Consider the following 15,162-nt stretch of genomic DNA (forward strand, 5'->3'; position numbering starts at 1 on the left):
GTGCAGGACAATGTGAAGGACAACGGGATCACACCATCGCAGACCGTCGGTCCGTTCTTCAAATATGGCCTGACGCCCAATGGCGAGTACGCATGGAACGACGCGTTCACTAACTCGACGCTGACGTCCGACGTCACCGGAGACCGCATCCGTGTCGAAGGCCGCGTGTTCGACGGCGACGGCGTAGCCGTGCCTGACGTCATGCTGGAGATCTGGCAGGCGGATGCTCAAGGCCGCTTCGCCGATCCGCAGGACAAGCGCGCGCTGCCGAATGCGAGCTTCCGCGGCTTCGCCCGTTGCGGCACCGACAAGGACGGCAATTATTCCTTCGACACCATCAAGCCGGGCGCGGTGCCGGATCCGGACGGCAAGCCGCAGGCGCCGCATATCCTGCTTGCGGTGTTCGGCCGCGGCATGCTGCGGCATCTCTACACCCGCATCTATTTCAGCGACGAGGCCGGCAATGCCGCCGATCCCGTGCTGGCGGTGGTGCCTACCGAGCGCCGCGCCACGCTGATCGCCGTGCATGTGGCCGGCAAGCCGCTCTATCGCCTCGACCTGCGGCTCCAGGGCGGCGACGAGACGGTATTCTTCGACGTATGATGCAGCGCGTGCCGGCGATCCGGGTCGCCGGCACGGGTTTCTCATTCAGCCCAACTGCGCCGGTGGCTGCCTGCAACAAGCCTGAAACGATCCCATTTCGCGTTTGTGTGTCAGCCACACTGACTTATAAGCGACCGTTTGACGCTCTATCCCCGTAGTCTAGCGGTGTTTGCACGCTACAATTTCCGCGCGTGGCAAGTCCGTATTTACCGTAACGGTCTAGGATCTCCGCAAATCTGACGCGGAGCCCGGATCTCTCCATGAAAATTCGCCTGTCGTTGTCCTCCGCGATCATCGCGTTCGGGATTGTTCTCGCCATTGGCTTCACCGCCGTGGTCTCGACCAGCCTCTACGCCTTGAAGGAGCTGAAGGTCGGCGGCCCGCTCTATTCCGACATCAAGCTCGGCAACGATCTGATCGCCGATATCCTGCCGCCGCCGGAATACGTGATTGAGGCCTATCTCGAGGCGACGCTGGCGATGCGCGAGCCGGACCAACTGGCGGCCCATGGCGAGCGCCTGGTCCAGCTCCGCAAGGACTATGACGAGCGCAAGGCATTTTGGGTCGCCTCCAGCCTTTCGGCCGATCTGAAGACCGCGCTGGTGTCGAAATCCGACGCCGAGGTGCAGAAATTCTGGAAGCTCCTCTCCGACCAGTTCCTGCCGGCCCTCAAAGCCAGGGATATGGACGCCGCCGAGCGCGCTTATGCGCAGCTCAAGGACGCTTACACCGCGCATCGCGCCGTCATCGACAGCATCGTCGAAAGCGCCAACAAGCAGAATGCCGACATGGAGAAGCTGGCCGCGGACCGCGACAGCTCGATGCTCTACATTCTCCTCGGCGTCTCTGCCGCCGTCCTCGCCTTCATTGCCGCCGGCCTGCTCGGCGTCGCGCTCGGCGTGGTGCGCCCGATCGTGCGCATGACGGATACGATGCAGAAGCTCGCCACCGGGGATCTCGCCGCCGACATTCCGTTCGCGCACCGCCAGGACGAGGTCGGCTCGATGGCAGGCGCGTTGCTGGTGTTCAAGCAGGCGGCGATCGAGAATTCGCGCCTGCGCGAGGAGCAGTTGGGCAAGGAGCAGGAGGCCGCACTTGCCAAGCGTGGCGCCCTGCACCAGATGGCCGAGACCGTCGAGCGCGAGACCGGCCGCTCGGTCGACTCCGCGAGCGTGGCAAGTCAGGGCGTCGAGCGGGCCGCCTCCAGTCTGTCCGAGATCGCCCGGTCGCTGTCCGCGGAGTCACAGGCAGTGGCCTCGGCGTCCACCCAGGCTCTGGGCAGCTCGCAGGCCGTCTCGGCCGCGGCCGACCAACTGAGCGCTTCGATCCGGGACATCGCAACCCAGGTCGCGCGGACCAGCACGGTCACCAAATCGGCGGTCGCAGGCCGCGAGCAGGCGCGTTCCACCATCCAGGCGCTGGCGGGCGCAGTGAAGAAGATCGCGGAGGTCTCCGACCTCATCGGCGGCGTCGCCGGCCAGACCAACCTTCTGGCGCTCAACGCCGCGATCGAGGCGGCACGCGCCGGCGAGGCCGGCCGCGGCTTTGCGGTGGTCGCTGCCGAGGTGAAATCCCTGTCCGACCAGACCGCCAAATCCACCGAGGAGATCGGGCGCCTGATCGCGGAGATCCAGGCCTCGACGCAGGCCGCGGTCGATGCCGTCGAGACCATGGGCGGCCACATCGTCGAGATCGACGGCGTGGCGACCTCGGTTGCCGCCGCGATGGAACAACAGGACGCCGCGACGCGGGAGATCGCGGGGTCGATTTCCGAATCGGCCTCGGCTGCGAAGGAGGTCTCGGCCAAGATCGCCAATGTCAGCCGCGACGCCGCCTCGGTCAACGATCGCGCCACGGAGGTGAAGCAGGCGATCGCCGGCATGGCCGCCAATCTGGAATCGCTGCGATCGGTCGTCGTCCGGGCCGTGCGCGACTCGACCGCAGCGGCCTGAGCCCGGCGCGGTGCCTGCCGCTGGTCCCAGGGGGTGTGATCGTGCAGTATGGCGCGGCACGGGGGCATCGTGGCTTTCATGACGAATCCGCAACTGCCGGCGGTTGCCGAGCCTGCTTATCTCACGGCGGCGCTGCGCAGGGCTGGCGCGCTGGACGCCGGTGCCGTGCGCGAGGTGAAGGTACTGCATCAGCGCGACACGATCGTGTCTCACATCGTGCGTCTCGGCTTGCGCTATGTCGGGGAGTCCGCCGGTGCCCCGCAGTCCCTGATCCTGAAGACCGCACATGCCGCCTTCGCGAAGCCGCTTGCAAATGGCGGCCGGAACGAGGTCGCCTTCTACACGCAGCTCGAACCGGAAATGCCGCCGGGTCTCGCGCCGCGCTGCTTCGACGGACATTTTCACGAGGACGGCCTCACCTGGCATCTCCTGCTCGAGGACCTCACCGATAGCCACGAGATCGCGACGCAATGGCCGCTGCCGCCGTCGCGCGAGCAGGCAACGGCGATCGTAACGGCGCTCGCGAGATGGCACGCGGCCTGGTGGGACCATCCCGGCCTTGGCGACACTGTCGGCAACTGGATGAGCGCCGACGACAGCGCGAAGCTGATGGAGACCTTCGCCGGCCATTACGATCGTTTCGCCGATCTCCTCGGCGACCGCCTCAGCGAAGAGCGGCGTATTCTCTACCGCCGCTTCATCGAGCAATCGGACCGGCTATTGCAGCGCTATCATTCCCGCCGCCATGTCACCATCGCTCACGGTGATGCCCATATCTGGAATTTCATGCTGCCACGCGCCGGCGTCGCCGACACGGTGCGCGTCTTCGATTTCGACCAGTGGCGCATCAACGTGCCGACCGGCGACCTCGCCTACATGATGGCGACCCAATGGTATCCGGAGCGCCGGCAGGCGCTCGAGCGCCCGTTGCTCAATCATTACCATGAGACGTTGATCGCGCACGGCGTGACCGGCTACACGCGCGGTGCGCTCGACCAGGATTATCGCCGGTCGGTGCTCTGGCATATCACCAAACCCGTCTGGCAATGGAGCGTCAACATCCCGCCGCTGATCTGGTGGAACAATCTGGAGCGGGTGATGATGGCGGTCGACGATTTGGGATGCGAGGAGTTGTTGTAGCGGACCGTGGAGCGCGACGGCGGCTCAACAATTCCGCTGTCGTCCCCGCGAAGGCGGGGACCCATAACCACAGGGAGCGATTGTGGTATGGGCTGCCAACTCCAAGTCTTCCAACTCCAAGTCTTCCAATCCCGAGTCTTCCAATTCCGAGTCTTCGCCAAACCACTCCCTGTGGCTATGGGTCCCGGATCTGCGCTTCGCTTGTCCGGGACGACAGTGGAGATTGTGGCTCGGCCAACTCTTTACTCTACACGGCTACTCCATCACCGCGTGCTCCGGCCCGGCGGCCTGCTTGCGCAAGCTGGCCCTGGTCGAGCCGATCATCAGGGCGAGCGGGATGGTACAGAGGATGAAGATCATCACCAGCATGTAGTCGTGCGCAAAGGCGGTGATCTGCGCCTGCACGCTGACCATCCGGTCGGCCATGGCGCGGCCGGCGTCGGTGGAGAGATTGATCATGCCGCTCACGCCAGGCATCTGGAGTGCGTGGTTGAAGGGGTTGATGTGCTCGGACAGGATCGCGTAGGTCTTGCGCGTGCCCTGCGTCAGCTCGGCGATCACGATCGAAATGCCGACCGAGCTGGCAACGTTGCGCATCAAGGTCAGCATCGAGGTGCCATCGGTGCGTAAGTGGTTCGGCAGCGTCAGGAATGCCACCGTCGAGAGCGGCACGAAGACGAGACCGAAGCCGAAGCCCTGGATGAGGCTGACGACGACGATCTCCGGCACCTGGGTCTGGTCGGTCCAGCCCGTCATCTGGAACAGCGAGGCCGCCGTCAGCGTCAGGCCGGCGATGATCAGCGTGCGCGCCTCGATGTAGCGCATGATGCGGCCGACCATCATCATCGCGAAGAAGGTGCCGAAGCCGCGGCTCGCCAGCAGCCCGCCCGCCGTGATGATGGGATAGCCGATGACATTTTGCAGGTAAGGCGAGGCCAGCGCCATGGTCGAGTACAGCACGAGCCCCATCACCGTCATGAAGATGCAGCCGGTCAGGAAGTTGCAGTCCTTGAACAGCGCGAACTGGATGAAGGGCCGCGACGTCGTGAAAGAGTGGGCAAAGAAGTAGTAGAAGGCGACGCCGGATATGACGAGCTCGGTCACGATCTCGACCGACTCGAACCAGTCGAGCTGCTCGCCGCGATCGAGCGCGAGCTGCAGCGCGCCGATCGCGACCGCCAGCGCGGCAAAGCCGAACCAGTCGAACTTCAGGCTGAGATTCTTGTCGGTCTCATCCATGAAGACGGCGAGCCCGAGCACGGTAACCACGCCGAACGGGAGGTTGACGAAGAACACCCAGTGCCAGGAATAGGTCTCGGTCAGCCAGGCACCGAGTGATGGACCCATGATCGGACCCATCATCACGCCCATGCCCCAGATCGACATCGCCTTGGCGCGTTCCTGAAGCGTGTAATAGTCGAGCATGACCGATTGCGACAGCGGCACCAGCGCTGCGCCGAACACGCCTTGCAGCAGACGGAACAGCACCATCTGGTTGATGTCCTGCGCGAGCCCGCACAGTACGGAAGCGAAGGTGAAACCGGCCGAGCAGATGATGAAGATGCGCTTGCGGCCGAAGCGGTTGGAGATCCAGCCCACCGGCGCCGTCATGATCGCGGCGGCGACGATGTAGGAGGTCAGCACCCAGTTGATCTGGTCTTGTGACGCCGACAGCGTGCCCTGCATATAAGGCAGCGCCACGTTGGCGATGGTGGTGTCCAGCGCCTGCATGATTGTCGCGGTCATGGCGCAGATCGTCACCATGTTCCGGCGCAGGCCGGGGACCATCAAAGCGGGGTTGGACTCCACCATCGATCAGTCCTTGTCCTGATCTTTGTCTTGATCTTTGTCCTGGCTTGCGGTCGCCGACAGACCGAGCAGGCCGGCGAGCGAGCGCTTGTGGCCGGTGTCGATGGTGGCATAGACGCTCATACCGGCCTTCAGCCTCCGTACGTATTTGTCGGTCTCGTCGAAATAGATCCTGACCGGCACGCGCTGCACCACCTTGACGAAATTGCCGGTGGCGTTCTGCGGCGGCAGGATCGCGAATTGCGCGCCGGTGCCGGGCGAGAGCGAGCCGATCTTGCCCTTGAAGACGTGGTTCGGGAACGCGTCGACCTCGAGCGTGACGGGCTGTCCTTCAGTCACGTAAGTGAGGTCGCTCTCCTTCGGGTTGGCGTCGACCCAGGGGTGGGCGACGTCGATGATGGAGAACACGGGCGTGCCGGCGGTGACGTAGCGGCCGAGCTGTATCTGTTCGACCTGCGTCGCAACGCCGCCCATCGGCGCGCGCAGCACGGTATGGTCGAGATTGCGTTGGGCCTCATCGAGCTTCGCCTTGGCCTGGGCGTAAGGCGGAAATTGCTCGAGCGGCAGGTCGGGATTGCCGAGCAGCTGGGTCTTCGCGTTGGACAGCTGCTGCCTGACGAACTGCGTCTGGGCGCCGGCGGTGACCAGCGCATTGGCCGCGTTGTCGAGATCGAGCTGCGAGCCGAAATTGCTCTTGACCAGCGACTGCTTGCGCTCGACGTCGCGCTGCTTCAGGTCGACGCCCCGCTGCGCCAGATCGAGCATCTGCGCGTAGATCCTGATGTTGGCGACCAGGTTGTCATAGGTCGTGCGAGACTGGTCGAGCGCGGCCTTGGCCTGATCGACGGCCAGGCGGAACGGCACGGGATCGATTTCGAACAGCTCGTCGCCCTGCTTGACGGTCTGGCCTTCCTTCACCACGACCTTCTCGATCTTGCCGGAGATATCGGGCGTCACCAAAACCTTCTGCGCGCCGACATAGGCGTCGTCGGTGCCGACATAGCGGCCGCCGTTGAGGTAGAAGGTGAAGCCGGCAATGGCCATGGCGACCGGCAGCACGACCAGGAGCAGGACGCGGCGATAGCGGCGCAAGCCGGCCATCAGGCGGCGGCGCGGGTTGGTGCCGGCTTTCTTGGTGGGCTTGCCGCTGTCGCTCTTTTGCTCGGGCTGGAATTTGAGAACCTGATCAGCCATAGCGTTGCTCCTTGCGTGCTTGTTCCGCTCCGCTGGTCTGGATCGCGTTGCGCACGTTTTCCTTGATGGATTCGAGTTGGGTGAGCAGACGGTGAGCGTCGGCCGGGTTGATCCCGTCGAGGGCGTTCGCCGTGAGCTCCGACTTCAGGCCGCTCATCTTGCCGAGCAACGTCCGGCCGGCCTTCTTCAGATAGAGCCGCTTGACGCGGCGGTCCGAGGCATCGTTGCGGCGCTCGATCCAGTCGCTGTTGCAGAGCTTGTCGATCAGCCGGGTCAGCGTGATCGGCTGCATCTCCAGCAGCTCGGCGAGTTCCGACTGCTTCATGCCCTCGCTACGCTCGACCTTGGCGAGCACGGCCCATTGCGCGCGGGTGATGCCGAAGCGCGAGGCCTCCTTGTCGGCATAGACGCGGAGCAGGCGGTTGAGTTCGCTGAGCGTAAACAGGAAGTTCTGGTCGACGGACCCGCGGGTCATGAGTTTTGTCTCTCCAATAAGCTCCCATATAATAAGCAAGCTTATGATTATTATATGGCGGGGTGACGCGGCGCGTCCCGCAGCAAAAGCATGGCTGGCAGCCGTTCGCCGGTCGTGCTTTGGGTTCCCCGGCCAAAATGCTAGAAGGCGGCTCACATGACCTTGGCAAAGCCGGCATTTCCGACACCCGACCACGATCACGGCCGCTGCACCGCGGACGCGCTGTCGCATGCGGAAGCGGTCTGCAGGCAGCGCGCGCAGAAATTCACGCCGATCCGCCGCCAGGTCCTGGGGGCGCTGCTCTCCAGCCATCGGCCGCTCGGCGCCTACGAGGTGATCGACGAACTGGCCAAGTCGATGCCGAGGCCGGCGCCGATCACGGTCTATCGTGCGCTCGATTTCCTGATGGCCAATGGCCTCGTGCACCGCATCGAAAGCCGCAACGCCTATCTGGCCTGCGCCGCCCACGACCATGACGCGACGTCGGCGGTGGCGTTCCTGATCTGCGAGCGCTGCGGCCTCGTTGGCGAAATTCCGTCGGCGTCCTTTGCCAAGGACCTGAATGCCGCCGCGCGCAGCTCAGGCTTTGCGCCAAAGCTGTCCGTGGTGGAGATCACGGGCGTCTGCACCCATTGTCAGAAAGCTGCATAAGGCAACAACGGCGCAAAGCCGGTTTTTGGGAAGAAATGTCCGCACAACAAGCCATGCCGTCCGCCGGCCGCCCCCTCAGTGCCGGCGCCATCGCCCTGATGCTCATGCTGTGCATGACCTGGGGGTTCAACCAGATCGCCGTGAAGCTGGTTCTGCCCGATATTCCGCCGATGCTGCAGGCGATGTTCCGCTCGATGGGCGCGCTGCCGGTGCTTTTCATCGTTGGCAGCCTGCGCGGCGTCAAATTCTTCGAGCGCGACGGTACGTGGAAGGCGGGCGTGATCGCCGGACTGATGTTCGGCATCGAGTTCGTGCTGATCTTCCAGGGCCTGCGCTTCACCCCGGCGTCCCGCGCCGTGGTGTTCCTCTACACGGCGCCGTTCTTCGTCGCGCTCGGCTCCTACCAGGTGCTTGGCGAGCGGCTCGGTGGCACGCAATGGCTCGGGCTGGCCGTCAGCTTTGCCGGTGTCGCACTGGCGATCGGCGTGCCGCAGCCCAATGTCGATTCACAGGTCCTGCTCGGCGATCTCATGATCGTCGCCGGCGCGGGGCTGTGGGCGGCGACCACCCTGGTCGCCAAGGGCACAAGGCTGCGCTTCGCCGCGCCGGAGAAGGCGCTGGGCTATCAGGTCGCGACCTCGATTCCGATCCTGGGCACCGCCGCCTGGCTGTTCGGCGAATCGATCACCCACACCCCGTCACCGCTGTCGCTCGGCCTGATGGCCTTCCAGGCGATCTGGGTGGTTGGAACCACGTTCACGCTTTGGTTCGCGCTGGTGAAGACCTATTCGGCCAGCAAATTGTCGGCTTTTACCTTCATCACCCCTTTGTTTGGCGTGGTGGGTAGCTATTTCATCATGCACGACACCTTGAGCCTGACGTTCGGGGCCGCTGCGGTCCTTGTAATTGCTGGGCTTTTTCTGGTTAACCGTCCGAGCCAAGTGGCTGCGGCGCCGCGCGACGCATTGCTCAACGTCACCAAAACCTGATATTTGGACCCCATGAACAAGCTCGAAAACCCCATCGATTCCGACATCGCGGGCCCGGCGCCCCGGCACCAGACCACCCAGGTCAAGGTCGGCGACGTCGCCGTTGGCGGCGGTGCGCCGATCGTCGTGCAGTCGATGACCAACACCGACACCGCCGATATCGACGGCACCATCGCCCAGGTCGCAGCGCTCGCGCGCGCCGGCTCCGAAATGGTCCGCATCACCGTGGACCGCGAGGAGGCCGCCGCCGCCGTCCCGCATATCCGCGACGGCCTGCTCAAGCGCGGAATCACCACGCCGCTGATCGGCGACTTCCACTATATCGGCCACAAGCTGCTGGCGGCCTATCCGGCCTGCGCCGAAGCGCTTGCCAAGTACCGCATCAATCCCGGCAATGTCGGTTTCAAGGACAAGCGCGACACCCAGTTCGCCGACATCATCGAGATCGCGAACAAGAACGACAAGCCGGTGCGCATCGGCGCCAACTGGGGCTCGCTCGACCAGGAGCTGCTGACCAAGCTGATGGACGAGAACGCCGCCTCAGCCAATCCGCGCGACGTGCGCGCGGTGACGCGCGAGGCGATGGTGCAGTCGGCGCTTTTGTCGGCCGCGCGCGCCGAAGAGCTCGGCATGCCCAAGAATCGCATCATCCTGTCCGCAAAAGTCTCGGCGGTGCAGGATCTCATTGCGGTCTATCAGGACCTCGCCAGCCGTTCCGACTACGCCATCCATCTCGGCCTGACCGAAGCCGGCATGGGCTCGAAGGGCATTGTCGCCTCCTCGGCCGCACTCGGCATCCTGCTTCAGCAGGGCATCGGCGACACCATCCGCATCTCGCTGACGCCGGAGCCCGGTGGCGACCGCACCCGTGAGGTGCAGGTCGGCCAGGAACTGTTGCAGACCATGGGCTTCCGCACGTTCGTGCCGCTGGTTGCGGCGTGCCCCGGTTGCGGCCGCACCACCTCGACCACGTTCCAGGAGCTGGCCCGCTCGATCCAGGATTTCATCCGTGACGAGATGCCGGGCTGGAAGACGAAATATCCCGGCGTCGAGGAGCTCAACGTCGCGGTGATGGGCTGCATCGTCAACGGCCCGGGCGAATCCAAGCATGCCAATATCGGCATCTCCTTGCCCGGCACCGGCGAAGCGCCAGCCGCGCCCGTGTTCGTCGACGGCAAGAAGTTCCGCACGCTGCGCGGCCCCACCATCTCCGCCGACTTCAAGGCGCTGGTGATCGACTACATCGACCAGCGCTACGGCCAGGGCGCCAAGGTGCCGGTGACCGCGGCGGAGTAGTTTTACGCCGCTCTCGCCTCATGCTCGCTGTCGTCCCCGCGAAGGCGGGGACCCATAACCGCAGGGCGTTGTGGTTACGGTAGGCGGTCACTCCCAGTCTTCGTCAAACCCAATCCCGTGGCTATGGGTCCCGGGCTCGCGCTACGCGCGCCCCGGGACGACGGCTGTGTTTGCGGCGCCGATTGCGTATCTGTCACCGCGAGCTACGATGGCTCCCAATCAAGAACGATCGGGAGACACTCATGAGCTCACTCGCCGGCAAGCAGGGCCCGCGTTACCGTCACACGACCAACGACGGCGCGCCTTACGAGACCATCGCGGTTGAAAAGCTCACGCCCATCATTGGCGCAGAGATCTCAGGCGTCGACATCGGCAAGCTCGTCGAGGGCGACAGCCGCTCCAACCGGCAGATGGACGAGATCCACAGGGCGCTTGCCGAAAACCTCGTCATCTTCTTTCGCGACCAGCACATCACGCCGCAGCAGCATCTCGCCTTCGGCCGCAAGTTCGGCGAATTGCATTTTCATCCCGCAGCCCCGCACGAGGACGAAGACCCGGCGCTGATGAAGATCTACGCCGATGCGAACTCGCCGCGCGCCAACGGCGAGGGCTGGCACTCCGACGTGTCATGCGATCTCGAGCCGCCGATGGGCTCGATCCTTTACATCAAGCAATGCCCGCCGCGCGGCGGCGACACGCTGTTCGCCAACATGTACGCGGCCTACGAGGCGCTATCGGAGCGGATGAAGACCTATCTCGACGGGCTCACCGCACTGCACGATGGCGAGCCGATCTATCGCGGGCTGTACGCCAATTACGGCGTCGCCGACCGTCCGTCCTATCCGAACGCCGAACATCCGGTGTTGCGCACGCATCCGGTCACGGGCAAGAAAGCGCTCTACGTCAATCGCGGCTTCACCCGCCACATCAACGGCATCCCGCGCGACGAGAGCGATGCGATGCTCGCCTACCTCTACCAGCACGCCGAAAACCCGCTGTTCCAGTGCCGCTTCCGCTGGACCGAGAACGCCATCGCGTTCTGGGACAACCGCTGCACCCAGCACCGCGCGATGTGGGACTACTGGCCGCATACGCGCTCGGGCACGCGGGTGACGGTGAAGGGGGAGCGGCCGGTCTAGACGCTGCTTCTTGCGTTGACGTCCTCGCGCTCCCGCGCCAATCTTCCCGAAAACAAATCGGGAGGATCCGCCATGCTCCGCGCCGAGGACAACAAATTCCTGACCGAGTCCGGCTCCGGGACGGGAATGGGCGAGCTGTTGCGCCGCTTCTGGATTCCTGTCCTGCTCTCCAAAGAACTCCCCGAGTCCGACGGCGAGCCCAAGAAGATCACCGTGCTCGGCGAGGAGTTGCTCGCCTTCCGCGACTCCCGCGGCGTCGTCGGAATCATCGACCAGCATTGCCCGCATCGCGGCGCCAATCTGTGGCTTGGGCGCAACGAGGAATGCGGCATCCGCTGCGTCTATCACGGCTGGAAGTTCGACACCGATGGCAAATGCGTCGACATGCCGACCTCCTATCCCGATCTCAACGCAAAAGACCTGATCCGCATCAAGTCCTATCCGGCGCGCGAATGGGGCGAGATGATCTGGGCCTATATGGGGCCAGCCGATGTCATGCCCGAGTTGCCCGATCTTGAAATGGCGCTGTTGCCGGCCTCGCACCGCTACGTCAGCAAGAAATGGCAGGACTGCAATTGTGTGCAGGCGCTGGAGGGTTCGATCGACACCGCGCATTTCACTTTCGCGCATCTCTCTTTCGACAAGGAGGAGAACGAGATTTTGGATATCAAGAAGCACTTTGTGAGTCCAATCGCGCGAATGAACAATGACCACATGCGCTGGATCGCGGACGATCCACGCCCCGTGATCAAGATCAGCCCGCACGATGCGGGGCTGACCATTGCCGGCGGCCGGCTCACCGGCGGCGACAATATCTACTGGCGCATCGCGCAGTTCCTGATGCCGTTCCACGCCTACGCGCCGAGCGCGATGCCGGGCGAGAACATTTTTGGCCAGACCTTCGTGCCCGTGACCGATACCAATTGCTGGATCTACACCTATGCCTGGAATCCGGAGCGTTCGCTGACGCAAGCCGAGCGCGACGCCTTCGACCGCGGCAATGGCGTGATCGCGCAGGTTGACGACAGCTACGTGCCGCTGCGCCACAAGGGCAACGACTATCTGATCGACCGCAAGCTCCAGAAGACCAGGAGCTACACCGGCATCAAGGGCGTCTCCGAGCAGGATGCAGCCGTGCAGGACAGCCAAGGCCCGATCGCCGACCGCACCCGCGAGCATCTCGGCCCGACCGATCTCGGCATCATGCATTTCCGCAAGGTCATGATGGATCTGGCGCGTGCGCTTCAGCAGGGCGAGCCGCCGCCGCAGGCCGCGCATCAGGATCGCTACGCCGTGCGCTCCGGCGCCTGCGTTACCGGCAAGGGCAAGGATCTGCCCGCGGTAATGCTGGAGCGTTTTGGTGATGTCGCGGGCTTCGTCGGCCGTCCCCACAGCGCGGCAGCGGAGTAGGGCTTGAGGCAATCGCAGAGCATCGTCGCAATTCTCGTCTTGCCGCTCGTTGCGTCGATCCTGCTGTCGTCGCTCGGCGCCGGCCAGGTCGCTGCGCCACGAAAGATAGCGAAACCGAAGCCGACGCAATCTGCGGCCAAATGCGAGATGTCCAAATTCCGCATCGTCGTGGATGTCGGGCACACGCCGGATTCCTACGGCGCGTTGAGCGCGCGCAACGACACGGAGTTCGGCTTCAACTTCCGGCTCGCAAGGCAGATCGCGGCTAAACTCAAATCCGAAGGTTTTGCCGCAACCCGCCTGCTCGTCACGGACGGCAAGGCACGGCCGAGCCTGTTCAAGCGCGTCGGTGCTGCCAATGACGGCCGGGCCGATCTGTTCCTGTCGATCCACCACGATTCGGTGCCGGACAAGCTGCTCGAGAGCTGGGAATTCGATGGCGCGAACAGCTATTTCAGCGACCGCTTTTCCGGTCATTCGCTGTTCGTGTCGCAGCGCAATCCGCACTTCGCCACCAGCCTGAGGCTGGCCCGGATGATCGGCCGGCAGTTGAAGGAGCAGGGGCTGCACTATGCCAGCCAATACACCCTGCCGCTGATGGGCCGCTACCGGCGCGAACTGCTCGACAAGGATGTCGGCGTCTACCGCTATGACGGGCTCGTCGTGCTGTCGCGGACGAGCAGTGCCGCAGTGCTGCTGGAGGCGGGCTCGATTATCAACCGCGACGAGGAGATGACGATGAACTCGTCCGAGCGGCAGGAGCTGATCGCGAGCGCCGTCGCCGCGGCGATGGGGGAGTTTTGCGAGAAGCGGTAGACTGCGCTGCTACTTCAACACCCGTCATTGCGCTACAGCGGCGCCCCCCGATACTCCCGGTTCGCCAAGCTCGCCTCCTCCAGATCCAGGTCGCGCTCGATCCGGCGGCGTGTCTCGTCCGTGATCTGACCGTCGCGCAGGAGGTCGTGGATGAACTTGCGCTCTGCGGCGATCAGGTCGCGGGTCAGCGCGGTGCCGGCGGCGGAGACGTCGTGATGGGTCGGATCGAGCGAATCGGGAAGCTGGTTGACGCGGATCTCGTGGCGGGCACGCAGGAGCCGAATCACCTCCTCGGAGACTTCCGTTCCCTCGGTCAGTGCGTCCAGCGATTTCAGCGCGGCGTCGAGCGCTTGGCGGCGCGCGGCGATCTCGGCCTCGTGCTCACTGACATGCTCGCTGCGGCCGGCCTCGGCGACGCCGAGCCAGCGGACCATCGGCGGCAGCGTCAGGCCGACACCGATCAGCGTGACGAAGATGACGCCAAAAGCGACGAACAGGATCAGGTCGCGATAGGGGAAGGCCTCGCCGCCCGGCAGCGTGAACGGCAGTGCCAGCGCGGCCGCCAGCGACACCGCGCCGCGCACGCCGGTGAAGGCGAGCGTGAACGGCCATTGCCAGGGCGGGGACGGATCGCGCTTGCGCAGCGACTTGCTGAGGATTCGCGGCAGATAGGTCGCGGGATAGAGCCAGGCGAACCGCGCGACCACGACGATTACCAGGACCACGGCGGTCGCGATCAGGATGTCGTCGAGCGGGAATGCCTTCGATTTCTCGTAGAGCGCCCGCATCTGGAAGCCGGTGAGCAGGAACAGCAAGCCCTCGATCAGATAGATCACGAGGTCCCAGAAGAAGATGCCCTGCAAGCGCGTTGCCGACGAAATCAGCAGCGGGCCGTTCCAGCTCACATATAGGCCGCAGGCCACCGTCGCGATCACACCCGAACCGCCGACATGCTCGGGCACCCAGTAAGAGACATAGGGCGTGATCAGCGACAGCGTCAGCTCGACCTGCGGATCCGCCGACCATTTGCGAAAGCGGAGGGAGAGCCAGCCGACGCCGATACCGAAGGCGATCTCGCTGGCGACGATCAGGAGGAATTCGCCGGCCGCGACCGGCAGCGAGAAATGTCCGACCATGATGGCGGCGAGCGCGAAGCGGTAGAGGATCAGCGCGGTGGCATCGTTGGCGAGCCCTTCGCCCTCGAGGATGACGCGGAGCCGGCGCGGCATGTTGAGCCGTCGCGCGATCGCGAGCGGCGCGACCACGTCGGGCGGGGCGACGATGGCGCCCAGCAGGAAGCCGACGGTCCAGGGCAGCCCGATCAGATAATGCGTTGCGGTCGCCACCATCGCGGTGGTGAAGATCACTGCGCCGACCGCAAGCAGCACGATCGGGCGCAAATTGTTCCTGAACTCGCGCCAGCTCATGGCGACGCTCGCCGAGTAGATCAGCGGCGGAAGCACCATCAGCAGGATCAGCTCCGGCGGCAGTTCCACCGGCGGCATGCCCGGCACGAAGGCGAGGCCGACGCCCGCGAGCATCAGCAGAATGGCCGGAGCGACGTTGAAGCGGCGGGCGACGAGCGCGGTCCCCGCCAACGCGGCGAGCAGGATGAGAAAAGTCTGAAATTTCGCGGCGATCATGGCCTGTCTTGACCCGGAAGCAGCCAAAAGGTCAATGCGGCGCGG

The 15,162-nt window shown here is 64.5% G+C and carries 13 protein-coding genes; 9 read left to right on the forward strand and 4 right to left on the reverse strand.

The genetic code is table 11. The features are described from left to right. From pcaG to QSV46_RS19035, 3 genes are all read left to right on the forward strand, one after another. Entirely contained in the window at positions 1 to 603 is a 603-nt protein-coding gene (pcaG, locus tag QSV46_RS19025; RefSeq protein ID WP_314954492.1) for a protocatechuate 3,4-dioxygenase subunit alpha, read from the forward strand. 260 nt (positions 604 to 863) lie between these two features. Next, positions 864 to 2,555 (forward strand): methyl-accepting chemotaxis protein, encoded by a 1,692-nt coding sequence (locus tag QSV46_RS19030; RefSeq protein WP_314954495.1) that lies wholly within the window; start codon positions 864 to 866, stop codon positions 2,553 to 2,555. Positions 2,556 to 2,603: 48 nt separating this feature from the next. After that, complete coding sequence (locus QSV46_RS19035) at positions 2,604 to 3,695, forward strand: phosphotransferase (protein WP_314954498.1); 1,092 nt, start codon at positions 2,604 to 2,606, stop codon at positions 3,693 to 3,695. A 255-nt stretch (positions 3,696 to 3,950) separates the two neighbouring features. On the opposite strand, the gene QSV46_RS19040 is transcribed toward QSV46_RS19035, so the two are convergent. The 3 genes from QSV46_RS19040 to QSV46_RS19050 are packed head-to-tail and all read right to left on the reverse strand — an operon-like array spanning position 3,951 to position 7,173. Further along, on the reverse strand, positions 3,951 to 5,507 hold the full coding sequence (locus QSV46_RS19040; protein WP_314954502.1) for an MDR family MFS transporter: 1,557 nt from the start codon (positions 5,505 to 5,507) through the stop codon (positions 3,951 to 3,953). Positions 5,508 to 5,510: 3 nt separating this feature from the next. Further along, positions 5,511 to 6,698: an HlyD family secretion protein gene (locus QSV46_RS19045; RefSeq protein WP_314954505.1), complete on the reverse strand. Its 1,188-nt coding sequence runs from the start codon at positions 6,696 to 6,698 to the stop codon at positions 5,511 to 5,513. Then, positions 6,691 to 7,173, reverse strand: coding sequence for a MarR family winged helix-turn-helix transcriptional regulator (locus tag QSV46_RS19050; protein ID WP_314954508.1), 483 nt, complete (start codon positions 7,171 to 7,173; stop codon positions 6,691 to 6,693). Before QSV46_RS19050 ends, QSV46_RS19045 begins: the two co-directional genes overlap by 8 nt. Before the next feature lie 156 nt (positions 7,174 to 7,329). Between QSV46_RS19050 and QSV46_RS19055 the strand changes: the two genes are divergently transcribed. The 6 genes from QSV46_RS19055 (at position 7,330) to QSV46_RS19080 (ending at position 13,474) form a co-directional block, all read left to right on the forward strand. Then, complete coding sequence (locus tag QSV46_RS19055) at positions 7,330 to 7,824, forward strand: Fur family transcriptional regulator (RefSeq protein ID WP_314954511.1); 495 nt, start codon at positions 7,330 to 7,332, stop codon at positions 7,822 to 7,824. A gap of 35 nt (positions 7,825 to 7,859) precedes the next feature. Continuing rightward, on the forward strand, positions 7,860 to 8,813 hold the full coding sequence (locus QSV46_RS19060; protein ID WP_314954514.1) for a DMT family transporter: 954 nt from the start codon (positions 7,860 to 7,862) through the stop codon (positions 8,811 to 8,813). Positions 8,814 to 8,825: 12 nt separating this feature from the next. Beyond that, positions 8,826 to 10,109 carry a flavodoxin-dependent (E)-4-hydroxy-3-methylbut-2-enyl-diphosphate synthase gene (gene ispG, locus QSV46_RS19065; RefSeq protein WP_314954517.1) on the forward strand — a complete coding sequence of 428 codons (1,284 nt, stop codon included), beginning with the start codon at positions 8,826 to 8,828 and terminating at the stop codon, positions 10,107 to 10,109. 242 nt (positions 10,110 to 10,351) lie between these two features. Then, on the forward strand, positions 10,352 to 11,248 hold the full coding sequence (locus tag QSV46_RS19070) for a TauD/TfdA dioxygenase family protein (RefSeq protein ID WP_314954519.1): 897 nt from the start codon (positions 10,352 to 10,354) through the stop codon (positions 11,246 to 11,248). A gap of 72 nt (positions 11,249 to 11,320) precedes the next feature. Then, positions 11,321 to 12,658 (forward strand): Rieske 2Fe-2S domain-containing protein, encoded by a 1,338-nt coding sequence (locus tag QSV46_RS19075; protein ID WP_314954522.1) that lies wholly within the window; start codon positions 11,321 to 11,323, stop codon positions 12,656 to 12,658. A gap of 3 nt (positions 12,659 to 12,661) precedes the next feature. After that, positions 12,662 to 13,474: an N-acetylmuramoyl-L-alanine amidase gene (locus QSV46_RS19080; RefSeq protein WP_314954525.1), complete on the forward strand. Its 813-nt coding sequence runs from the start codon at positions 12,662 to 12,664 to the stop codon at positions 13,472 to 13,474. A 32-nt stretch (positions 13,475 to 13,506) separates the two neighbouring features. On the opposite strand, the gene QSV46_RS19085 is transcribed toward QSV46_RS19080, so the two are convergent. Then, on the reverse strand, positions 13,507 to 15,117 hold the full coding sequence (locus QSV46_RS19085) for a Na+/H+ antiporter (RefSeq protein ID WP_314954526.1): 1,611 nt from the start codon (positions 15,115 to 15,117) through the stop codon (positions 13,507 to 13,509). Positions 15,118 to 15,162: the final 45 nt, after the last annotated feature.

This window comes from Bradyrhizobium cosmicum (genome assembly GCF_032290525.1).
GTDB classification, from domain to species: domain Bacteria; phylum Pseudomonadota; class Alphaproteobacteria; order Rhizobiales; family Xanthobacteraceae; genus Bradyrhizobium; species Bradyrhizobium cosmicum_A.

Excerpts from the sequence above, each read along its gene's own strand:
- QSV46_RS19050 (WP_314954508.1), bottom strand. The coding sequence starts at position 7,173 with ATGACCCGCGGGTCCGTCGACCAGAACTTCCTGTTTACGCTCAGCGAA.
- QSV46_RS19085 (WP_314954526.1), bottom strand. The coding sequence starts at position 15,117 with ATGATCGCCGCGAAATTTCAGACTTTTCTCATCCTGCTCGCCGCGTTG.
- QSV46_RS19030 (WP_314954495.1), top strand. The coding sequence starts at position 864 with ATGAAAATTCGCCTGTCGTTGTCCTCCGCGATCATCGCGTTCGGGATT.
- QSV46_RS19060 (WP_314954514.1), top strand. The coding sequence starts at position 7,860 with ATGTCCGCACAACAAGCCATGCCGTCCGCCGGCCGCCCCCTCAGTGCC.
- QSV46_RS19040 (WP_314954502.1), bottom strand. The coding sequence starts at position 5,507 with ATGGTGGAGTCCAACCCCGCTTTGATGGTCCCCGGCCTGCGCCGGAAC.
- QSV46_RS19055 (WP_314954511.1), top strand. The coding sequence starts at position 7,330 with ATGACCTTGGCAAAGCCGGCATTTCCGACACCCGACCACGATCACGGC.
- ispG (WP_314954517.1), top strand. The coding sequence starts at position 8,826 with ATGAACAAGCTCGAAAACCCCATCGATTCCGACATCGCGGGCCCGGCG.
- QSV46_RS19045 (WP_314954505.1), bottom strand. The coding sequence starts at position 6,698 with ATGGCTGATCAGGTTCTCAAATTCCAGCCCGAGCAAAAGAGCGACAGC.
- QSV46_RS19075 (WP_314954522.1), top strand. The coding sequence starts at position 11,321 with ATGCTCCGCGCCGAGGACAACAAATTCCTGACCGAGTCCGGCTCCGGG.
- QSV46_RS19035 (WP_314954498.1), top strand. The coding sequence starts at position 2,604 with ATGGCGCGGCACGGGGGCATCGTGGCTTTCATGACGAATCCGCAACTG.
- QSV46_RS19070 (WP_314954519.1), top strand. The coding sequence starts at position 10,352 with ATGAGCTCACTCGCCGGCAAGCAGGGCCCGCGTTACCGTCACACGACC.